The sequence below is a fragment of the Mesorhizobium sp. M0904 genome (assembly GCF_040319475.1).
Taxonomy (GTDB): domain Bacteria; phylum Pseudomonadota; class Alphaproteobacteria; order Rhizobiales; family Rhizobiaceae; genus Mesorhizobium.
Map to the genome: position 1 here is coordinate 104,133 of NZ_JAMYOC010000002.1, position 20,057 is coordinate 124,189.

The window sequence follows — 20,057 nt, forward strand, 5'->3', positions numbered from 1 at the left end:
CAAAGGGACGCCGCCAGTTGAGCTAACCCGTCCCGCTTACGGATTGTCCCAGCTTTGCCGGTCCTGGAAATTCCACTACGTCGCCCATCGGCCGTTTGTATTGCACCGCGACAATTGAATCGATCAGAAGATCCACAGCCGCACGAGCCGTGCGGCTCGTCTCGTCCTCGCCGCTCAAATAATGGCTGGCTCGTTCAAGATGGAGGTGTGCGGCGGCAAAGTCGCTTGTCATCGGCTTCTCCCTGTTGCCCGCCGGCCGGCAAGATGACCGCCTCGATTTACCCAAAAGCAAATATCCACAGCCGGATTTGAATCAAATTGGCCTGATTCACCGCAGCCCGAGGGACAAGGTGCTGGCAGGCCTTTGCGCCGCTGGTCGATGCGCTTGCGCCGGCGCAGTACGCCGCATTGAATGAACCAACTACGGCCGGTGTTCCGCAAACTCCGTTCGCTCAATGCGCTACCTTTGAAATTTTCTCGCTCTTTTAATTCTACAAACTCTCTAGACTAACATAGATCATTTGGACAGGGAGCCAGGAATGTCGAAAAAGCTCGTGGTGGGGCTGTCGGGCAATTTGACCCGGCCATCGAAGACCAAGGCGTTCATCAGCCACATTGTCGGGCAGGCCGCCGAAAGCATCGGCGCGGCCGCAGCCGTCTTCGACATCGAGGATCTCGGCGCGTCCCTGCCGCAGGCAAGGCGCCTCGGCGACCTCGACCCGGCGGCGCGCAACATCGTCGAACGGCTGCTGGGCGCCGACATCCTGGTGGCCGGCTCGCCGACCTTCAAAGGCAGCTATACCGGGCTTTTCAAGCACTTCTTCGACCTGCTCGACCCGTCATCGCTGAGGGGCAAGCCGGTCATCCTTGCCGCGACCGGCGGCGGCGAACGCCATTCGCTGATCGTCGAGCACCAGCTGCGGCCATTGTTCGGCTTCTTCGAGGCGCTGACCGTGCCGACCGCGATCTACGCCTCCGAGAAGGATTTTGCCAATGGCGTGCTGGTGTCGGAAGCCATCCACGCCCGCACCCGGCAAGCGGTCGCCGAGGCATGCCGGGTGACCGGGGTGCCCTACGGCGTCGGCCTTGCCGCCTGAACGCACCACTGACCCGAGATCCACTCCCCGATCCACCCAGGAGCACGCCGCGATGACCAGATCCACCAAATCCAGGCAAATCAAACTTGGCGCTTTCCTTCCCGGCGGCGGACAGCATATCGCCGCCTGGCGCCATCCCGACGCACCGGCCGACGGCGCCACCAATTTCGAGTTCCACAAGCAGCTTGCCCTGACCGCCGAGCGCGGCCTGTTCGATGCCTATTTCCTCGCCGACAATCTGACGGTCGGCCTCGGCGCCCGCGAAGGCGGCAACGCCAAGATCGCCGGCTTCGAGCCGGTCACGCTGTTTGCAGCGCTGGCGCCGCTCACCACGCATCTCGGCTTCATCGCCACCGCCTCGACCACCTACGAGGAGCCCTACACGCTCGCCCGCAAATTTGCCTCGCTCGATCATCTGTCGAATGGCCGCGCCGGCTGGAATGTCGTGACCTCGGCCGGCGACGAAACCGCGCGCAATTTCAATCGCGATACGCAGCCTGCCCATGCCGAGCGCTATGCCCGCGCGCATGAGCACGTCGAGACGGTCAAGGCGCTGTGGGACAGCTGGGAGGACGACGCCTTCATCCGCGACAAGAAATCGGGGCGCTTCTACGACAAGGACAAGCTCCACGACATCGACCACAAGGGCGCGCATTTCAGCGTCAAGGGTCCGCTCAATGTGCCGCGCCCGGTGCAGGGGCACCCGGTGGTGGTGCAGGCGGGACAATCCGAAGACGGTCGCAAGCTCGCCGCCCAATCGGCGGAAGTCATCTTCACCGCCCATCAGAACCTGGCGTCGGCGCAGGAATTCTATCGCGACATCAAAACACGTGTGACGGCCGCCGGCCGCGATCCCGAGCAGGTGCTGATCATGCCGGGTGTAGCGCCCTTCGTCGGCCGCACCGAAGAAGAAGCGCGCGCCAAATACCAGCAGCTGAACGATCTCATCCTGCCCGAAGACGGCGTCGCCCTGCTCAACGGGCTGGCCGGCCAGACGCTCGACATCAGGGGCTATCCGCTCGACGGCCCGCTGCCGCCAAGCAAGGAAACCGAAGGCATGAAGAGCCGCCAGGCGCTGATCCGCCAGATTGCCGACGAGCACAACTTCACCATCCGCCAGCTCTATCAATGGGTGGCGACGGCCCGCGGCCATTACACCGTCATCGGCAGCGCCACGCAGGTCGCCGACCAGCTGGAGGAATGGTTCGGCAACGAAGCCGCCGACGGCTTCAACATCCTGCCGCCCTGGCTGCCCGGCGGGCTCGACGACTTCGTCGAGCTGGTGATCCCCGAACTGCAGCGCCGCGGCCTGTTCCGCACCGCCTATGAAGGCAGGACCCTGCGCGAGAACCTCGGCCTCAGGCGGCCGGAAAACCCGTGGACCGCCGCGCGCTCGGCCGTGCTGGCCGCCGAATAATTCCACGAAGCCCACTACCCTCGAAGCGAGAGGCACGACGATGACCTTGCAGCACATCGGACAGGCCGCCAGCCTCGGCACGCGTGACAGCACGACAAGCCTCGGCACGGATTTCCTGCGCCTCGGCGGCCGGGCGGGAATTCGCTTCCTGTCGCGCTACGGCGTCCTCATCGCTTTCCTCGCAATGTGGCAAGTGTCGAGCAGCGCCGGCTGGGTCAACGCGGCCGTGCTGCCGCCGATCGACATGATTGTCGCGGCACTTTGGAAGGGACTGGCCGGCGGCACTCTGCTCGGCGACATCGCCATCAGCCTGCAGCGCGCCGGTCTCGCCTTCGCGGCCGCCGTGCTGGTCGCCATCCCGCTTGGCCTGTTCATGGGCCAGGTGCGCGCGGTCGAGACCGCGCTCGATCCCATCCTGCAGGTCTTCCGCCAGACCTCGGCGCTGGCGCTCTATCCGGTGTTCATCCTGCTGCTTGGGCTCGGCGAAGCCTCCAAGGTGTTCGTCATCTTCTGGGCGACGCTGTTTCCGCTGCTGCTCAACACCATCGGCGGCGTCAAGCAAGTCGATCCGAAACTGCTGGAGATGGCGCGCGTCTATGGTGCCAGGCAGCTCACCGTCTTCCGTCGCGTCGTGCTGCCCGGCGCCGTGCCCTCGATCTTCGTTGGGCTGAGGCTCAGCGCCACCACGGCGCTGCTGCTGTTGATCGCGTCCGAAATGATCGGCGCCAACAAGGGCATCGGCTTCCAGGTGATGAACGCGCAGTACAACTTCCAGATCCCGCTGATGTTTGCGGCAATCATCATCCTCGCCAGCCTCGGCCTGATCGCCAACCAGGCGTTGGTCAGCCTGCAGCGGCGGCTCTGCCGCTGGAGCAATGCCGTCGACTGACCACCCGCCTTTACCAGTCTCAACCAGGCCAGAACTCAAATCAGGAAAGACCCGGACCATGAAAATCACCCGTCGTTCCCTGCTTGCCGGCGCGCCCTTCGCCGCCGGCCTTCTCGCCGCCGGCCTGCCGCGCTTCGCCTTTGCCGAAGCCGCACCCGTCAAGTTCCGCTCCCTCGCCAGCCGCGGCAGCATCTCTCCGCATGAGCTGGCCGGCGAGCTCGGCTATTTCAAAGGCCTCGGTATCGAGATCGAGAATGTCGGCTATTCCGGCGGCGGCCCGGAATCATTGTTTGCGCTCGCCTCCGGCAGCGTCGATATCGGCTCGGCCGCAACCGCCGCCGTGATCAATTCGATCTCCGGCGGCAACGACTTCGTCGCCGTCTATCCGAGCAACGGCATCAACAGCAAGGTGCGCAGCGTCTTCTACGTGCTCGACGACAGCCCGATCAAATCGATCGCCGACATTGCCGGCAAGACCATCGCCGTCAACACGCTCGGCGCCCATCTCGACTACACCGTGCGCGAGGCGCTGCACAGCGTCGGCCTGTCTCCGGACGCCGCCAATCTCGTTGTCGTACCCGGACCGCAGCTCGAGCAGACCTTGCGCTCCCGCCAGGTCGACATCGCGGCGCTCGGATACTGGCAGGCGACGTTTGCCGGGGCGCTGGTCGACAATGGCGGCGTGCGCGGCGTGTTCAACGACACCGACGTGCTGGGCGAGCTGGCCGGCGGCTTCGTCGTGCTCAGGCGCGACTTCATCGCCGCGCATCCCGACGCCGCCCGCAATTTCGTCGAGCAGTCGGCGCGCGCCTCCGACTGGTCCCTGCAGAACCCCGACGAAGCGCGCAAGGTGCTGGCAAACATCCTCGACAAGCGCGGCGAGAACGGCGAGCTGGCGCGCTACTGGACCGGCTTCGGGCTGCGCCAGGGGGCCAAGGCGACGGACCGCGACATCGACTTCTGGGTCAGCGTGCTCGAGCGCGACGGCCGCCTGCCAAAGGGTAAGCTGAAGGCAGCAGATATCCTCTACCGGCCCGGCGAAACCAAGACCAACTGACAAGGCCAACCGGCAAGGCAATCAGCTGGGAGATGAGCGCGATGAGCGGCACAAGCGGCGGTGAGGTCAGCATACGCGACCTGTCCAAATCGTTCAGCATCGGCGGGCGTTCGCTTGCCGTGCTGAGGACCCTCAATCTCGACATCCGCTCGGGTGAATGCCTGGTCATCGTCGGCGCCAGCGGATCGGGCAAGACAACGCTGCTGCGCATCCTGGCCGGACTGGAGGCGGCCGACAGCGGCGGCGTCGCCATCGACGGCAAGCCGGTGCACGGCGTCGGCGCCGAGCGCGCGGTGATTTTCCAGGAACCGCGCCTGCTGCCCTGGCTGACGGTGCTCGGCAACGTCGCCTTCGGCCTCGAAGTGCGCGGCGTGCCGAAGGCTGAGGCCGAGGAACGGGCGCGCTTCTACATCGCGCTCGTCGGCCTCGCCGAATTCGGCGATGCGTTTCCAAGGCAGCTGTCGGGCGGCATGGCGCAGCGCGTCGGTATCGCCCGCGCCCTGACCGTGCAGCCCAAAATCCTGCTGCTTGACGAGCCGCTAGGCGCGCTCGACGCGATGACCAAGATCGGCATGCAGGAGGAACTGGCGCGCATCTGGAGCGAGGAGAACGTCACCATGGTAATGGTGACGCACGACCTCGAGGAAGCGATCTACCTCGCCGACAGGGTGCTGATCCTGCCCAGGGAGAAAGGCGGCGCGGCGCGGCTGATCGACATCGACCTGCCCCGCCCGCGCGAGCGCAGCGAAAGCCGCTTCGTACGCTACCGCGAAGAACTGCTGCGCGAGTTCGGCCTGCACTGAAAGCCGCCTAAGAGGGCTTGGATTCCTCGCCCCGCGAAGCGGGGAGAGGTGTCTCGGCGAAGCCGAGACGGAGAAGGCCTTCCTTTGAGTGCCCCTGCCCCGCGCTCTTTCCTGGAACCGGATTCCCCGCCCCCGCATTTCCTTAACCGGGAGGCAAAGGAGCGCGGCATGAAAGCTTTGTTCGCAATCTTTGGCGGCTTCGTCCTGACGCTCGCCGTATTCGCCAGCGGTCTCGCCTTCGCCACCTGGCTATTGATAGCCAAGCCGGTGCGGCCGGCCGCCCCGGCCTCCAGCGTCGCCGAACTGTGGGCCAAGGATCCGCGCCCGGTAAACCCGGCCTCGCAGCGCCTCGAGCGCCTCCCGGCCCGCCCGGTTCCCGTTCGCACCTCGGAAGCTGATCGCACCGCGAGACCCGCCGACACCGCCGCAGCTTCGACACCCGACACCACCGGCTCCATCAAGCCGGCGGTGGAAGAGCAGCGGGCGCTGCCCGCCGCTCATGTCGAATGGTGTACCAGCCGCTACCGCTCCTACCGGCCAGGCGACAACCGCTACACCTCCTACAGCGGACAACAGCGCCCCTGCATCTCGCCCTATCTCGACATCACCGATGACGGCAGCTACGTCGAGGCGAGCGATACGTCGTCGGTGGAGGGCTACCCGCGGCCGGACGAAACCGGCGACGCCGAGCTCTCATCCGATCACGTGCAATACTGCTTCGGCCGCTACCGCTCGTACCGACCGGAAGACAATAGCTATCAGCCGTATTCTGGGGGGCCGCGGAGGCAGTGCGAGTAGCGGGGGCGGGCCGGCGGCCGCAGTGCATGGCGCCTTGTGCGACCAACGATCACGCAGATTTCTTGGATCGTTCGGGTTGGCGCGGCGTTCATCCGATACCCAAAGGAGAAATCAACATGGGCGACGACCGGGACGACAAGATTCGTGAGCGCGCATACCAGATCTGGGAACGCGAAGGCGGGATCCATGGCGATCCCGAGCGGCACTGGCACCGGGCCGAGGCCGAGATCGACAGGGAGGCAGCCCTGCCACTGACGGCAGGCGATGCCCTGCCGGAAACCCGCGATGTCGCAAGCTCCGACGTCTTGACGGTGGAGGCCCTGGCGGTGCGCACCGGCATATCGGGCGAACAGGCGCAGGAGCTGATCGACAGGCTGGGCAACGACAGGGCGGCGATCGAACAAGCCTCGCGCAACCTCAAGGGGAAGCAGCGGCTCGGGGAGTGACAGATGATCAGAAAACTCAAAGACGGAAAATACCGCCTCTATTCGCGCAAGAAGGACGAAAAGACCGGCAAGCGCCGCAATCTCGGCACCTTCGATACCCGCGAGGCCGCCGAGAAGCACGAACGGGAGGTGCAATATTTCAAGAGGCATTGAGGGGCGTTGGTGGCCGGTGCCCGCCAGCCAGTCGCGCGGCATGCCTGGCGGAACCTGAATTCCTATTCCGATGCCGGCGCTGCCGACTGCGCCGCACAGCCTCCCGACGATGGCGCCAGCTATGTCGAGGCGAGCGACACGTTGCCAATGGATGGCTACGTTCCGTCGCAGGAAGCCGGCGCCGCCTAGCTTTCGCCCCACCACCGGCAATATTGCTCCAGCCCTACCGCTCCTACCGGCCGGAAGACAACAGCTATCAGCCTTACTCCGGCGGCCCGCGCAGGCAGTGCGAGTAGGCAGGGCTGAGCGGCGCCTTGTGCGCGCGTGCCGGGCATCTGCAATCCCATCTATGTGCTCGACCTCCCGGACGGCGGAGAGAAAATGCCGCGGGGCCACCTGTGTTGAGGCGCGGGAGGGCAGCACCTGGCGGAGTCGTGGGCAGGATGGTGGGGTGAGGGCGCACGGGAGATTTCGAAATAATCCCGACTATTCTGGAAACAATGTAGTATTGTCGCTTGACGCGTGGGCTGGGATTCGTCGTTGTCGAGTAATGGGCAATAGTGTGCTTATGCGCTTTGTTGGGGGGAAGTCATGGGGAAAGCTGCGATAAAGGCTCGTCCGACTGCGGACATTGCAAGTGACGCTTTAGGTTCGGAAGAGCTTGCCAGACAGTATGCATCTCAAGAACTCGTCTTTGGGATAGTCGGGCACGTCGGCTCCGGTACAAGTACCATTGCGGAAACGCTTAAAAGCGTTCTGCTGGGCCAAGATCGCAATGGGAAGAAGTATCAATGCGAAATTGTAAAGGCCAGAAAAGTCATCGAGAGCTGGGCGGACAGCCAAGGCGAATCATATCCTGGATCTGGCCACTTCACCATTGCCGAAGTCGAACGATTTCAAGACCTCGGCGACAAGATGCGGGAAACGAAACGAGACCACGCTGCGGTAGCACGGGGAGCGATCGTAGAGATCAGAACGCGTCGAGCTGAATTCCAAGGCGTCACTCCTATCGACAATGAACCGGTCATTCCCGACGGAAATCCCAGAGCGTTCATCGTAGACTCGATCCGGCATCCTGCTGAAGTTAATTTGCTTCGCCATCTCTATGGTGATGGCTTTGTGCTGGTGGGGGTTGTCTGTGAGCAAACAGTGAGGAAGGAACGGCTAAGCCAGAAGTATCGTGACGCTGGCCTCGATGCAGCGGAGGCATTTATGGATCGCGATGCCAACGCCGGACAGAAACATGGGCAACGTGTGTCCGACGCATTCCATCTCTCTGATTACTTTCTGGACAACACCGCAGCCCGATATCTCGACAAAGACCACCGGAAGGCTAATCCGCATTGGGATATCGTGGCTGGTCTAACGCGCCTAATTAAGCTCGTCAGCCATGATGAAATCGAGCGACCTAAAATCGATGAAACCGCCATGTTCGAGGCATCTGGTGCTGCGATGCGAAGCGCTTGCCTTTCTCGGCAAGTGGGTGCGGCTTTGCTTGACGCAAAAGGCAACGTGGTCGCAACTGGATCAAATGAGGTCCCAAAGGCTGGCGGAGGTGTTTACGGCGAAAATTTTGGCAACGAATCGGTTGATGACCGATGCTTCATGGGAAATAAATATTGCAGTAATACTCGTGAGCAGCAGGCGATAGCGGGGGCAATATTTGAAGACATTGCTAAAGAAATGAAGAATGAAAGCGACAAAGCTTCGGTGGTCCAGAGGTTGCGCTCCGGTCGGATAGGCGAGTTGCTCGAATTTAGTCGGGCGGTACACGCCGAAATGGATGCACTGCTGGCAGCGGGCAGAAAAGGAGCGAGCACAGTCGGTTGCCGCCTGTTCGTTACAACATTCCCTTGCCACTATTGCGCTCGGCACATTGTATCTGCAGGCGTTGACGAGGTTCAGTTCATTGAGCCCTATCCGAAGAGCAAGGCATTCAGTCTCCACAGCGATTCGATTCAAAATGACAATGCTGATGGGAAGTGGGAGCCGCCAAGCGAGGGCGGTGGCAAAGTGCTCTTTCGACCCTTCACAGGCGTAGCCCCGCGGATGTATCGGCGAGCCTTTCAGAAGGACCGAGAACTCAAGGACAAGTTTACAGGATCAATGCAAATTTCACCGCCCGAATGGGGATCACCCTATGACATCTCCAAATCCAGTTATGCCGAGTTTGAGGTAACGCTTACGAAGGGCTTTTAGATTGACCGCAGAGCGAAGAGAGCTACCGTACCTGCGGCTCGTCGAGCCGACGGATCGGCCGGCGCCGCAATCTCGAACGCCGAGTTGGGACGGAACGGGCAGCCAACATTCCCTATTCTCCGATGCGGACGGACAAACGCTCGGCTTCATTGAAGTTTCCGAGATGGAGCCATCGACTCTTCTGAATCTGCTTCACGAGGCTAGGCCGAGATACATTTTTGATCTCCGGCAGGTGCCCGATTTTACCAAAGGAAAGCTGTCTAGGAGGGCGGTTTTTTCACTGTTTGAGAATCTGGGCATTACGTACTTCGACGTTGCCGGATACCTTGGCGCGAAGTCACCGCGCGATACGGCCTTCAATCCTCGCCTCCTCATACCAAACATCATGGAGAATCTTGTTGTGAGGCCGACTAGTTTGAGTGGCCCCGCTCTCTTTTTCCTCGATCCCGAACACATGACGGAGCCTTTTATCGAAGCAGTGGCGATCGAGTTGCCGGCGCAAGATTCTCGAGGCTGGCGAATTGCCATCTGGCAAATATCAAAGGAGGTTTTGCACAGTGAACATAAGCGGGACATCGTATTTATTAGTCACGCCAATCCACAAGACAACGATATAGCTCGATGGTTCGCCAGCAGACTTGTCCTGCTGGGTTACAAGGTTTGGACTGACATAACTCGGTTGGTGGGCGGCGAGCTTTTCTGGGACACGATTGAGGACATTATTCGACATCGGGCAGCTAGGGTCGTCGTCCTTCTTTCCGAGAAGGGTCACCAGAAGCCCGGTGTCCTCGACGAGATTAATATCGCGGTTTCGGTGGAGAGACGCATGAAGTTGGATGGCTTTGTCATCCCCGTGCGCATTGATGACCTGCCCTTTGGCGACATTCGGGCAAACATCGCTCGAAAGAACATTATCGATGGAAGTGGAGACCTCAACGTTGCCCTCCGGGATATCTTTGCGGCTCTCGAGGCAGCAGACGTGCCAAGAAGCCTTGCAAGTGTACCCAGCGACTTGGGACGTCTGACTGAAACATTCGGGGAGCGTGGTCAGAGTCCCAATCCAGCCCAATGGGACAGGCTGATACACAACCAAATTCGAATTTCGGCGTGGCCTAAGGCCCTCAGAAAATATAACGCCCCGCGCTTGGGCTCATCAACTCAAGGGCCAGAGTTCGTCGCTTTGGCCTCCGGGCCTGGGGGGGCATTCTCATTCGCGACCCTGCACGAAATCGAAGAGGCAACGAAGCTGCGTGGTTCAATTTCACGCTCTGGCGAGATAGTGACGTCAGCAGTTCTTGCAAGGGAAATCGGCCAGATCTTACGAGACAATCCTCACGATCTGTCCCGTGCCCTGACGTCACTCACTCGCTCTGCCTGGGACGAGGCATGTCGGCGGAAGGGCCTCTTGCCCTACGTTCTCGCCAACAACAACCTTTGTTGGTTTCCTAGCAATGGCTTCAACCCAAACAACCGTGTCTCACTCCGTGACGCGAACAGCAAGACTAGGCAGCGTAGTTTAGTGGGATCGAGCAAAAAAAAGAAAGTCTATTGGCACTTCGGGATAGAGGCGAAAGTCGTTATTGGAGATCACTCGCTCCGTTTGAAGCCGCACGTTATCTTTACCGAGGACGGCGTGCGGCCCATTGATTCTATTAGTAAACAGCACTCGCTTCGCCGAAGCTTCTGCAGAAATTGGTGGAATGACCGTTGGCGCGATCTTCTGATGGCCATTTTGCATTTCCTTGCGGACGGGAACGAAACTTGGGATCTTCCTGTCTCTCCGTCAGAACGCATAGTCGTCACTGGCAAGCTGACATCTACTGACGTTGGTTTGTCATCTATGATTGGTCTGATCGACGAGCCGCCGATTGACGTCGGCTTCGACCAAAAGGTGCTCGATCCTCGCAAGGGGCTAGCGCTATTTGGTCCAGTAAAGTTTGACCGGAATCCTAAGGAAATTCGGATCGGCGTGGTCGGGACTAGCGAGGGCCTTGATCTCTTTCGGCAATGGTGTGCGAAGTTCAAGAAACCCGTACAGCTAAGAGCGGAGCAACTCGCAAAGGGAGAAGTCGCGTTCCCGGGATTTGGAGCCGCTTTTGCAGCCCAATGGCCACCATCGGCCGCGATCGCTTTAGCAATTTCTCGCAACGACTTGTTGAACACCATCCGAATCAGGGATCGTCATCAGGCCGTGTACAAGGCCGTGGATATCTTCGTTGCCGGAATCGAGAAGGCAACGCGAGAGGACGATCCTCTCGTCGACATATGGTTCGTGGTTATCCCAGACGAGGTCTATCTATATGGTCGACCAAATGCGCATGTTCCGAGTGCAATTTCTATCGCCCCCGTATCGGCAGTTAACAAGAAAGTCGCGCGCCGGTTTAGCAGCGTTGCACCATCATTGTTCGATGAGGACAATCAGGCTGCGAAGATTTATGAGCATCACGCCGATTTCCATCATCAACTAAAATCGCGACTTCTTAAAAGCGGATCTGTCACTCAGATATTTCGAGAGTCGTCGATCCAACAGTCATTGAATCCGATCGATGGCGTACCAGAGGAAGACGACGAAGACGTGGATCAGAAGTCAAATACGGCTTCACTCACAAGGCGGATGCAGTCCCCATCGGACGTCGCTTGGAACATTGGAACAGCGAGCTTCTTTAAGGCTGGCGGGAGGCCTTGGCGGGTTGCAACCGCTAGGCCTGGCGTTTGCTACGTCGGACTGATCTTCAAACACGATGAACTCGGGGATAAACGGCATGCGTGTTGCGGTGCTCAGCTATTTTTGGATTCTGGGGAAGGCATAGTTTTCAAAGGAACACCAGGACCTTGGTACTCTCCGGATACGAAACAGTTTCACCTAACCTCGTTTGCGGCCGAAACGCTCATGTCGAAGGTGATTGAGGCGTTCAAGTCGATCCACAGTATCGTTCCCAGAGAGATTTTTGTTCACGGGCGGACCCGCTTTTCCGACCAAGAGCTGAACGGCTTTGCAGATGCATGTGCAGGAAAGTCGGAGATTACCGGGGTCCGAATAACTCGAACAAACGATTACAAGCTCTTTGGAAGCGGGGACCTACCGGTTCGGCGTGGAACGTATCAAAAACTTACTAACAGGGTTGGTTTGATATGGACCTCTGGCTTCGTCAATGCTTTGAACACATATCAGGGAAGGGAGACACCCAATCCGTTAAGGGTGGAACTATGCGGACAATCGAAAGTCCCCTTGGATACGGTTCTTCGCGATATAATGACCCTAACGAAAATGAACTTTAACACCGCGGTTTTTGCGGATGGATATCCCGTCACGATGCGCTTTGCCGACGCTATTGGTGATGTCCTCATGGCGACGGGCGACCGGGAGGTTCCTCCGCTTCCGTTTAGGCACTACATCTAGCAATAGAATTGGGTGTCCAAGTGCCTGCACATTGAGGTTAAAACAGCCTTGTTGCCTGAACCAACAGGCTTGTTACCTGAACCATGTGAAGGCGACGTCTTTCTTACCCACGTCCTTACCGGCAGGGAGATCGATAAATACGCCGACCTGATAGTGCAGTTGTTCGCGAAACGCTTCCAGTTTGACTAGATCGCATCGGCGGGCCTGCGTGTTCGTCGTCATCTTTATTTCAACGACAAGTATATTCTCCTCATTAGCTCCCCGCCTGTGCACCACAATGTCAGGAAAGACGCGTTTATTTTCACCACCGCATTCAGCCGGAAGGTTCAGTCGCTTCGCGCTGCCATCAAGCCCTACGCGATTGTACTCGGCGTCAACGCGGTGATCCGGAAAAAGTGGTCGTAGATAGAGATGCGCGAGTACCGTGCCGATAGCGCGTTCGTTGACGTCAAGTTCTAGCAGCTGTGCTTGTTCGTCCAAGAACAGCCCAAGCCCTTTTTCAAAACGGCCGAGAATCTCATCGATTTCCATGAAGCGGACTTTGCCACAGATCGCCTGTCTTTTCATCTCGGCACTAGGTGATGCGGCTGTTCTGCGCGCAGTGCCTGCCATCTCAGCGCTGCGACCATCCAGTCAGGCTGCAGCCAGCTCCCCAGCCATCACGGATTTGTGCAACATGCTCGCCGGCTCTCGCCGCGAGGCCTCGTCCGCCCATCCAGGAACCCTCGGTGGACACCGAAACCGTCCAACGCCCTTCACTCCTGGACATTGGCAACTCCACTCTTAGCGCATCGCTCGGCGCCGGCTCTCCACCGCATCCAACCGCTCCTGCAGATGCCCATTCAGCACGATCATCTCCTTCAGCGCCTTCACCGCATCGCCCTTATGCAATGCAATGAACCTGTCGGCGATGGCCTGCAGCGCTGCCTCCTGGCGGCTGTCCAGCGTCACGATGTAATCCATGGCGATGCCTCCGATAGTTTCTGTTCAAATTGAACAAAACGGGAACAAAAGTGTCAAGAGCGAATTGACTCTGCGAGGAATGCCTTCCTATTTGTCAGTAGGTGGGGCGGTTGCTCACAAATCGAGGAGAGCCGCGATGGGCAGACGAAAAAGCCGGTTCGACAGGCTGTCGGCGAGGGATGCGGAGGCGATCATCAGGGACGCTTTGAGCCTGCGCCGGACGGTGCTGTCGTCGCAGCTGCATCTGAAGGCGCATGGCGAGCTGTTCTGGCAGCTTTGCGGGCTTGTCGAGAAATTGCACGAGGTGCTGGCCAGCGTAGCGGAGAAGGAGCCCGATTATCGGATGGCGGAGTTTGGCCTGCTTCCCCTCCCCGAGGATTACTCGACCCGGAAATGAGCCATGGCCGGGCCGATGGACAGCGTTGGGCGTGCCGCCAAGGCCAACATGCTGCTTATCGTGGAGTGCGGCCACTGCTACCACGTCGGGCGCTTCAGGGCGAATGACGTGGCCCAGGTGGTGGGCTGGAACAAACCGCTGGAAGCGATCAGGTTCAGGTGCAAGCGATGCAGCCGCAAGGACACGACGGTGAAGACGCAGTTCATCGACCAGGATCATCCGCCCAAGGGCTACATCTGGGTGCTGCAGAAATTCAAGCGCTAAAACAATGAGCCTTGCGCCGGCGCCTGCTGCGGAAACTTGATCTGCGTCGCCGGCTTGTCGACGATCACCAGCGCGTCATCGGGCGCCGTGCGCTGCAGATGTCTTGCCTCCGACCATGGCGCGCTGAGCCAAGCCTCGGTTTCTTCCGGCGTGGTCAGGATCACCGGCATTGCCTTGTCGTGGATCGGCGCGATCAGCGCGTTGGGCCTGGTCGTCATGAAGCCATAGACCTGGTGCTCGGCGGGGCCGTCCTTGACCTTGCGAATGCCCTGCCAGCGCGTCCACAGGCCGGCAAAGAAGAACAGCGTGCGGTCCTCGCCGAGTGCAAACCAGAAGTTGCGCTGAATGCCGGTCTCGGGGTCCTTGTCGCCGGGCGTCGGGCTGGGCTCGGCGAAGCTGGTGACGGGCACCACGCAGCGGTTCTCGATGCCGAGATATTGCTGCCAGTGGCCGTATTGCGGATTGCGGATGTTGGTGGTGCCGTAGTCGGCCTTGCCCTTGACCCGCTCCAGTGGCGTCGGCATGCCCCACAGCAGATTGGCTAATTCGCGTTCGCCGTCCGGCGCATTGCGCACCACCGGGCCTGGCTGGTTGGGATAGATGTCGATGGAGGGTTCGAGATTGCCGAGGATATCGCGCAAGGCGCGGGTCCACTGGCGAATGGCCTCCTGGCTGGTCGTGATATTGTAAAGATTGCACATTTCAGGCCGTTCCCGGATGCTCAGGCATCTTGTTGGAAACGGCCCGGAATTTCCAGCGCTGTCCGTCGGGTTGCTGACACGGCAGGCCGTGTCAGCAATGGTTTTGTGAGACCTACCGCGCCGATTGTCTCATAGCTTGTGCGGCGACTGCCGCGAGAAAAGCCCTGGCCGCGGCATCGCAGGCCGCTCGGGACGGACCCTTGGCGAAAAGGAGAAGCTCGGCGGCTCGCATGTTGAGCCCGTGCTTTCTCGCGAATGTGACCAGATCGTAGGGTTTGTTGTCGTAAGGCTCGTCGTCGTCGTAGTCGATCGTCAGATCGTAGTTTTCTTTCATTTTCTTCCTCCCTTTAGCGATCTCCCCCCTCCTGTCGCTAACGCAAAATTAACGTCGATGGCGTCGGGCGAGTCCACCAATCAGAGATTGTGTAAGAAACGTACCGGGGCTGTGCGAGGTCAGATGTGCAGCCTCGCACCGGTCCGGTGGGCAAGCGCCGCGTACCGACCCGATCGAAACCCGGCCTTCGGGCAGGCTAATTGTTAGGACGTTGATAAGCATTTGGTAATAAAAGGCGGGAAATGAAATGCTGGCTTGATCGGGCATCTATGATGCTGTCGTTCTCAGTGGGCCTGTGACGTGCGCATCAAAAGCCAGATCCTTCTCAGTATGATGGCCGCCGCGGCTTTGATCGGGGTGGTCGGCGGCGTTGCGATTTTCACGCAGATGGCGGCGATCAGGGCGTTGGGGTTGACCGAAGCGACCAATGTCGCGCGCGAACTGGCCAACACGATCGTGTTCAGGTCATCCGACGGGGTGCCGTCGCTGTTCGACCGACCCGACGCGCTCCGGGAGTTTTTGGAGCATCAGCACCATGGTTCGCGCAGGGATTTCCTGATCGTCGATCGCAACAAGGTCCTTCTGGCCCACGCTTCCGACGAGGACCACAAGGTCGGCGACAAGTTCGATCACGACGCCGGCGATGAAGTCGGCCAGACTCTGAAAGATGGCATCTCCCGCAGGTTTGAGGATGCTCATGAGGCCAACGACATGCTGGTCGTTCCGATCGAACATCCCGAGGACACGATCATCGGTGCCGTGCTCCTGGAATACGACCCGTTGCTAGGCGATGCCGAACGGCGCACCAGCAACATGCTTTGGTTGGTTGGCCTCAGCGCGACAGCCGCCATGCTGGTTGCGGCGGGATTCGCCGCTGTACTGCTGCGTCGTTTCGGTACCGGCCTTTCTGGCATGATGGGAGGCATGGAATCGCTGGCCAAAGGCAACGCCATGACGCGTGTAAGCTACACCGGCAAAGATGAGTTCGGGCAGCTGGCGCACGGCTTCAACATGATGGCCGCCGAGCTGGAATCGGCGCGGGCCCACATCGAGGATATCGTCGAGACGGCGGCTGAAGGCATTGCCGTCCTCGACGGTGATGGCCGGATTGCCAGCGTCAATCCCGCGGCGGTCTCGATGATCGGGCGGCGCGCCAACAAGATCGTCGGCCAGGAGTGGCGCTCGGTCATGACGATACGTGATCCGAAAGGCGACGAATTCGCCGCCGGGACGTCTCCCATCGAGCTGGCCTTGACCTCGGGCCGCCAACACCAGGGCGAAGTGCGCTTGACCAAATTGGACGGCTCGCATTTGCCGGTGATCGCGAGCTGCAGTCCGCTCAGCAAGTCGGACGGAAGCCTCGTCCTCACGCTCAACGACATCAGCGAACTGCGCCGCGCGGAGAGCGTTGTGAACGAGCGTGCCGATCAGCTGGCGGGGCTGAACCGCGAATTGCACGAGAAGTCGGAAACAACGTCCCGTCTGGTGAAGCTGGGGGAGCTGCTGCAGGCCTGCGTTACGTTTCCTGAAGCGTTTTCAGTGGTCGGCACCGCCATGGCCGAGTTCCTCGGCGGCTTAAGCGGAACCGTCCACCTGACCAGCGCCTCGCGTAACCTGGTGGAAGAGGTAGCGCATTGGGGCGCCGTCCGGTCGAGCGCTGGCCAATTTGCGCCGGAAGACTGCTGGGCGTTGCGGCGCGGCCAGGAGCATGTCGCCGGCCCGGGCATGTTGTCGCCGCGTTGCGCCCATATCACCGAGAATGGCGGCAAGGGTTACGTCTGCATGCCGCTGGCGGCGCAAGGCGAAACACTGGGCATCTTGCATTTGTGTGAACCGAATGCGGCGGACAAACCGCAATGGCTGGCTGAAAGGCAGCAGATCCTGCGCGGCGTCGTCGACACGCTGGCATTGGCGCTGGCGAATCTGCGCCTGCGCGAGACGCTGCGGCAGCAATCGATCCGCGATCCGAATACCGGTCTGTTCAACAGACGGTATCTCGAGGAGACCAGCAGCCGTGAACTGCGCCGAATGGAGCGCTCGGGTCAGCCATTGGTCGTCATGATGCTTGACGTCGATCATTTCAAACAGTTCAACGATACGTTCGGCCACGAGGCCGGTGACCTGGTGTTGAAGCAAGTTGCCGCCACCTTGATCGAGCATGCCAGGGATAGCGATGTCGTATCGCGCTATGGCGGCGAGGAATTCGCCCTTGTGATGCCGGGGTGCTCGCTTGAAGAGGGTGCTGAGCGGGCGGAGGCGCTGCGCCAGGCAATCAGACAGCTTCACCTGGCGCATCGAGGCAGGACGCTGGGCACTGTTACCGTTTCGTTCGGGGTGGCCGCTTACCCCGACCACGGAGCGGGCTGGGCCGAACTCACAAATGCCGCGGATCATGCGCTCTACGAGGCCAAGGGTGAGGGTCGCGATCGGGTCGTGGTTGCGCGCAACAGCGCCCCCGGCGAGCGACAAATCCAGTTGGTAACGGCTCCCAAAAAATAGCCGGACGCCATCTTGCCGCTGATTGCCAAGCGACGCTCGCACGAAGGCCAAGCCGGCCTCGTTGGGTTCGACTAAAGAATAAATCCGGCTAATAACACCGTAAGGAGCAGTGACAGCGGAACGGCTGCAAGACACCAGATCTCCAACGTGTTGTTTTGCCGCGGGTCCATCGTCAGCCTCACTTTTTTATTTTGTCATTGTGACACCAACGGTTGGCCGGAGGTAGCGGTTCCAAGCGACGCTGTTCATAGAGCACTGCCTGTGCTGCATATTAGCAACAGCTTGACGACCGCTGAGCCCTGTACCGCCTGGACAAGTTCAGTTGGCGCCGGATTGGATGCGCATTCCGCAGGAATGCAAGCGCCCTCCGCATCAGCCGTGCGGGGGTCGATCGACGCCCATGATCAGCGCCGAGCCGCATGCCCCGGAACCCGATGGCTGCATCTATCTCCGGACGAAGTTTCGCTACCACCGAGCCGATCCGATCTTCACTCACAGCCAGCGATGCCCGTTCGCAGGGACCTAAGTCTGACCTGCCTGCGCAATGGTCCCGTGCACAGGCAACTTCGGGAACAACTGCGCCCGTCTTCAGTTGATGGCGTCACCTCCTCGAGGAGACATCGGCGCAGAATCAGTCCCTTCATGCGCTGATTGGGGTCCGCTCGCCATTGCTGGATTTGGCAGGCGGACCCTTGGTTCTGTATGGTCCAGATCGAAAGCGGGGTAAGCTCGGGATCACTCATCATCCCAGAAATCCTGCAGAGAGGCATGGCGGAGGGCTCCTCGCCCCTGAGATGCTTGGCTTTGCACCCGGCACGACGGCCAGAATGCGCGCAGCAGGATCGAGGCCTCAGCCCTCCAGCGCCTCGTGCTGGTAAAGCTCGTCCATACTGAGCGTCGCCAGCGCGGCGAACGGCGCCTGCTTTTTCACGCGGCCGTGGCTCAGGATCACCACGTCGTCGCAGAACGAGATGGTGCTGCGATGATGGCTGATGACGATGGTGGTGCGGCGGCCGGCGCGCGACTTCAGCGTCTCGACGATCGCCGCCTCCGACAGTCCGTCTACCGCATTGGTGGCTTCGTCGAGGATCAGGATATCGGGATCGCGCACCAGGGCCCTGGCCAGTGCGATCCGCTGCCGCTGTCCCGCCGAGAGATTGACGCCGCGGTAGCCGACGACGGTCCTGTAGCCTTGCGGCAGTTGCTCGATGAAGCCATGCGCCTCGGCCAGTTTTGCCGCGCGCTCGGCATCGTCGGATGAGGCCGCGTCCTGGCCGTAGACAATGTTTTCGAAAATCGTGCCGTCGACCAGTTCCAGTTCCTGGCTGGCAAGCGCAATGTGCTTTCGCCACTGGCTGGGGTCGATGCGGTCCAGCGGCGATCCATCGACGAGGATCCTACCGCTATCCGGTTCGACGAAGCGGCACAAAAGGTTGACGATCGTCGTCTTGCCGGCGCCCGACCGGCCGATCAGCGCGGTCGAGCGGCCGCTGCGGATATCGAAACTCGCCGCATGCAGCACCACCGCGCGCTGCTCCGAGCCGGAATAGGTAAAGGTGACGTCCTCGAACTTGATGCCTTGGCTGAGCCCGGGGAACGCTGCGCTGCCTTGCGGCGGCGCGGGCTTGTCGGATGGGTCCAGCATCCACGTCACCTCTTCCAGCGATCCGCTCAGGCCCTGCAGCTGTGTCCAGGCCATTTGCAAAGACCGCATATAGGGCTGCAGCCTGTAGAGCAGGATGACGAAGGCGACGATCAGCGGGAAGGAAACATTGGCGAACCAGGCGCCGATCACCACCGCCAGGAACAGCATGGCGTGCAGAACCTCGGTCAGCGGCGGCAACGCTCCCTGACGCGTCAAAAGCACGAACGCCGCCCGGCGCACCGCATCCGATGCCTGGTCGAATGCCGCCTTCTCGCGTTGCTCCTGGCCGAAGATGCGGATCAGCCGCCCGGCATGCACCAGATGCAGCATCTGTGATGCGAGCTGACTGTTGCGGGAGGCGACGCTGCGGCTCGGCGCCTTCAGATTGGCGGACAGCATGGCGTGCGCGACCTGCACCAGCGCCAGGCCCAGCGTGACCAGCAACGTCATCTGCCACGACAGGAGCAGCAGGAAGGTGAGGAGGATGATCGCGGCCGATGCGTTGACGATTGCACCCAGCGTGATCTGGATGGCATCCGAGGCCCGCCAGGATTCGTTGGAGATGATGTTGAGCAGCCGTCCAGGGCTTTGCTGCAGGAAGAACGGGTAGCCTACCCTAAGCAGCTGCTCCGACAGCGCGCTGCGGATCGAATGGCTGGCCTTGCCGTAGATGAAGGTGGTCAGCAGCGTGTTGGCGTAGGCGAACAGATTTTTCAGAACGATCGAGCCGAGGATGGCGACCGATATGGCGATCAGTCGGTCGCGCTCGCTCAGGCTCGCTCCGACATGCTGGAAGACGGCGGAAAAACCAGCCATGCCGGTCTGCCCCTGCCCCATGATTATGTTCAGCAACGGGATGATCAGGCCGATGCCGAAGCCTTCGAGCGCGGCGCTGAGCAGCCCGAGCACCACGACGGCCGGAAGCAGGCGCAACTGCTTTTGCCCGAGCGCGCGGCGCAGCATCGGCAGGCAGGGCGGCATCAGTCGCATGATGA

At 60.6% G+C, this 20,057-nt stretch carries 20 protein-coding genes and 1 pseudogene; 15 read left to right on the forward strand and 6 right to left on the reverse strand.

The genetic code is table 11. The features are described from left to right. Positions 1 to 22: 22 nt before the first annotated feature. On the reverse strand, positions 23 to 232 hold the full coding sequence (locus NKH80_RS03010; RefSeq protein ID WP_352690328.1) for a hypothetical protein: 210 nt from the start codon (positions 230 to 232) through the stop codon (positions 23 to 25). A gap of 307 nt (positions 233 to 539) precedes the next feature. On the opposite strand from NKH80_RS03010, the gene msuE reads away from it, so the two are divergent. From msuE to NKH80_RS03070, 12 genes and pseudogenes are all read left to right on the forward strand, one after another. Next, complete coding sequence (gene msuE, locus NKH80_RS03015; protein ID WP_352507154.1) at positions 540 to 1,097, forward strand: FMN reductase; 558 nt, start codon at positions 540 to 542, stop codon at positions 1,095 to 1,097. A gap of 52 nt (positions 1,098 to 1,149) precedes the next feature. Next, entirely contained in the window at positions 1,150 to 2,514 is a 1,365-nt protein-coding gene (locus NKH80_RS03020) for an LLM class flavin-dependent oxidoreductase (RefSeq protein WP_352989541.1), read from the forward strand. Between the two features lie 40 nt (positions 2,515 to 2,554). Continuing rightward, entirely contained in the window at positions 2,555 to 3,403 is an 849-nt protein-coding gene (locus NKH80_RS03025) for an ABC transporter permease (protein WP_352989544.1), read from the forward strand. A 58-nt stretch (positions 3,404 to 3,461) separates the two neighbouring features. Then, positions 3,462 to 4,460, forward strand: a complete 999-nt coding sequence (locus tag NKH80_RS03030; protein WP_352822725.1) for an ABC transporter substrate-binding protein — start codon at positions 3,462 to 3,464, stop codon at positions 4,458 to 4,460. A 32-nt stretch (positions 4,461 to 4,492) separates the two neighbouring features. Next, on the forward strand, positions 4,493 to 5,263 hold the full coding sequence (locus tag NKH80_RS03035; protein ID WP_502900900.1) for an ABC transporter ATP-binding protein: 771 nt from the start codon (positions 4,493 to 4,495) through the stop codon (positions 5,261 to 5,263). 168 nt (positions 5,264 to 5,431) lie between these two features. Beyond that, complete coding sequence (locus NKH80_RS03040; protein WP_352989550.1) at positions 5,432 to 6,061, forward strand: BA14K family protein; 630 nt, start codon at positions 5,432 to 5,434, stop codon at positions 6,059 to 6,061. A 116-nt stretch (positions 6,062 to 6,177) separates the two neighbouring features. Continuing rightward, entirely contained in the window at positions 6,178 to 6,507 is a 330-nt protein-coding gene (locus tag NKH80_RS03045; protein ID WP_352989553.1) for a DUF2934 domain-containing protein, read from the forward strand. 3 nt (positions 6,508 to 6,510) lie between these two features. After that, a complete protein-coding gene (locus NKH80_RS03050) occupies positions 6,511 to 6,660 on the forward strand; it encodes a hypothetical protein (protein WP_023677295.1) in 150 nt (49 codons plus the stop codon). Positions 6,661 to 6,669: 9 nt separating this feature from the next. After that, positions 6,670 to 6,849, forward strand: coding sequence for a hypothetical protein (locus NKH80_RS03055; RefSeq protein ID WP_352989865.1), 180 nt, complete (start codon positions 6,670 to 6,672; stop codon positions 6,847 to 6,849). Between the two features lie 12 nt (positions 6,850 to 6,861). After that, a pseudogene (locus NKH80_RS03060) lies at positions 6,862 to 6,956 on the forward strand (BA14K family protein); the annotation flags it as partial. A 295-nt stretch (positions 6,957 to 7,251) separates the two neighbouring features. Continuing rightward, positions 7,252 to 8,859 (forward strand): anti-phage dCTP deaminase, encoded by a 1,608-nt coding sequence (locus NKH80_RS03065; RefSeq protein ID WP_352900757.1) that lies wholly within the window; start codon positions 7,252 to 7,254, stop codon positions 8,857 to 8,859. Position 8,860: 1 nt separating this feature from the next. Then, positions 8,861 to 12,259, forward strand: a complete 3,399-nt coding sequence (locus NKH80_RS03070) for a TIR domain-containing protein (RefSeq protein WP_352989556.1) — start codon at positions 8,861 to 8,863, stop codon at positions 12,257 to 12,259. A 72-nt stretch (positions 12,260 to 12,331) separates the two neighbouring features. Here NKH80_RS03070 and NKH80_RS03075 read toward each other — a convergent pair whose 3' ends face one another. Further along, positions 12,332 to 12,871 carry a hypothetical protein gene (locus NKH80_RS03075; RefSeq protein WP_352989558.1) on the reverse strand — a complete coding sequence of 180 codons (540 nt, stop codon included), beginning with the start codon at positions 12,869 to 12,871 and terminating at the stop codon, positions 12,332 to 12,334. 171 nt (positions 12,872 to 13,042) lie between these two features. After that, on the reverse strand, positions 13,043 to 13,222 hold the full coding sequence (locus NKH80_RS03080) for a hypothetical protein (protein ID WP_352989561.1): 180 nt from the start codon (positions 13,220 to 13,222) through the stop codon (positions 13,043 to 13,045). A gap of 136 nt (positions 13,223 to 13,358) precedes the next feature. Between NKH80_RS03080 and NKH80_RS03085 the strand changes: the two genes are divergently transcribed. Together NKH80_RS03085 and NKH80_RS03090 are read left to right on the forward strand one after the other, a co-directional pair. Further along, positions 13,359 to 13,619, forward strand: a complete 261-nt coding sequence (locus NKH80_RS03085; RefSeq protein WP_352989564.1) for a hypothetical protein — start codon at positions 13,359 to 13,361, stop codon at positions 13,617 to 13,619. A gap of 3 nt (positions 13,620 to 13,622) precedes the next feature. Then, positions 13,623 to 13,883, forward strand: a complete 261-nt coding sequence (locus NKH80_RS03090) for a hypothetical protein (RefSeq protein ID WP_023677293.1) — start codon at positions 13,623 to 13,625, stop codon at positions 13,881 to 13,883. On the opposite strand, the gene NKH80_RS03095 is transcribed toward NKH80_RS03090, so the two are convergent. Together NKH80_RS03095 and NKH80_RS03100 are read right to left on the reverse strand one after the other, a co-directional pair. Beyond that, complete coding sequence (locus NKH80_RS03095) at positions 13,880 to 14,584, reverse strand: SOS response-associated peptidase (protein WP_352989567.1); 705 nt, start codon at positions 14,582 to 14,584, stop codon at positions 13,880 to 13,882. The genes NKH80_RS03090 and NKH80_RS03095 overlap by 4 nt on opposite strands. Before the next feature lie 112 nt (positions 14,585 to 14,696). After that, complete coding sequence (locus NKH80_RS03100; RefSeq protein WP_254819423.1) at positions 14,697 to 14,918, reverse strand: hypothetical protein; 222 nt, start codon at positions 14,916 to 14,918, stop codon at positions 14,697 to 14,699. Positions 14,919 to 15,395: 477 nt separating this feature from the next. On the opposite strand from NKH80_RS03100, the gene NKH80_RS03105 reads away from it, so the two are divergent. After that, positions 15,396 to 17,417, forward strand: a complete 2,022-nt coding sequence (locus NKH80_RS03105) for a diguanylate cyclase (protein WP_352989570.1) — start codon at positions 15,396 to 15,398, stop codon at positions 17,415 to 17,417. 850 nt (positions 17,418 to 18,267) lie between these two features. On the opposite strand, the gene NKH80_RS03110 is transcribed toward NKH80_RS03105, so the two are convergent. Next, complete coding sequence (locus NKH80_RS03110; protein WP_502900901.1) at positions 18,268 to 20,052, reverse strand: ABC transporter ATP-binding protein; 1,785 nt, start codon at positions 20,050 to 20,052, stop codon at positions 18,268 to 18,270. Positions 20,053 to 20,057: the final 5 nt, after the last annotated feature.

What these genes read in the sequence shown, in the direction of transcription:
- NKH80_RS03010 (WP_352690328.1), bottom strand. Translation starts at nt 232, where the DNA reads ATGACAAGCGACTTTGCCGCCGCACACCTCCATCTTGAACGAGCCAGC.
- msuE (WP_352507154.1), top strand. Translation starts at nt 540, where the DNA reads ATGTCGAAAAAGCTCGTGGTGGGGCTGTCGGGCAATTTGACCCGGCCA.
- NKH80_RS03020 (WP_352989541.1), top strand. Translation starts at nt 1,150, where the DNA reads ATGACCAGATCCACCAAATCCAGGCAAATCAAACTTGGCGCTTTCCTT.
- NKH80_RS03025 (WP_352989544.1), top strand. Translation starts at nt 2,555, where the DNA reads ATGACCTTGCAGCACATCGGACAGGCCGCCAGCCTCGGCACGCGTGAC.
- NKH80_RS03030 (WP_352822725.1), top strand. Translation starts at nt 3,462, where the DNA reads ATGAAAATCACCCGTCGTTCCCTGCTTGCCGGCGCGCCCTTCGCCGCC.
- NKH80_RS03035 (WP_502900900.1), top strand. Translation starts at nt 4,493, where the DNA reads ATGAGCGCGATGAGCGGCACAAGCGGCGGTGAGGTCAGCATACGCGAC.
- NKH80_RS03040 (WP_352989550.1), top strand. Translation starts at nt 5,432, where the DNA reads ATGAAAGCTTTGTTCGCAATCTTTGGCGGCTTCGTCCTGACGCTCGCC.
- NKH80_RS03045 (WP_352989553.1), top strand. Translation starts at nt 6,178, where the DNA reads ATGGGCGACGACCGGGACGACAAGATTCGTGAGCGCGCATACCAGATC.
- NKH80_RS03050 (WP_023677295.1), top strand. Translation starts at nt 6,511, where the DNA reads ATGATCAGAAAACTCAAAGACGGAAAATACCGCCTCTATTCGCGCAAG.
- NKH80_RS03065 (WP_352900757.1), top strand. Translation starts at nt 7,252, where the DNA reads ATGGGGAAAGCTGCGATAAAGGCTCGTCCGACTGCGGACATTGCAAGT.
- NKH80_RS03075 (WP_352989558.1), bottom strand. Translation starts at nt 12,871, where the DNA reads ATGGCAGGCACTGCGCGCAGAACAGCCGCATCACCTAGTGCCGAGATG.
- NKH80_RS03080 (WP_352989561.1), bottom strand. Translation starts at nt 13,222, where the DNA reads ATGGATTACATCGTGACGCTGGACAGCCGCCAGGAGGCAGCGCTGCAG.
- NKH80_RS03085 (WP_352989564.1), top strand. Translation starts at nt 13,359, where the DNA reads ATGGGCAGACGAAAAAGCCGGTTCGACAGGCTGTCGGCGAGGGATGCG.
- NKH80_RS03090 (WP_023677293.1), top strand. Translation starts at nt 13,623, where the DNA reads ATGGCCGGGCCGATGGACAGCGTTGGGCGTGCCGCCAAGGCCAACATG.
- NKH80_RS03095 (WP_352989567.1), bottom strand. Translation starts at nt 14,584, where the DNA reads ATGTGCAATCTTTACAATATCACGACCAGCCAGGAGGCCATTCGCCAG.
- NKH80_RS03100 (WP_254819423.1), bottom strand. Translation starts at nt 14,918, where the DNA reads ATGAAAGAAAACTACGATCTGACGATCGACTACGACGACGACGAGCCT.
- NKH80_RS03110 (WP_502900901.1), bottom strand. Translation starts at nt 20,052, where the DNA reads ATGCGACTGATGCCGCCCTGCCTGCCGATGCTGCGCCGCGCGCTCGGG.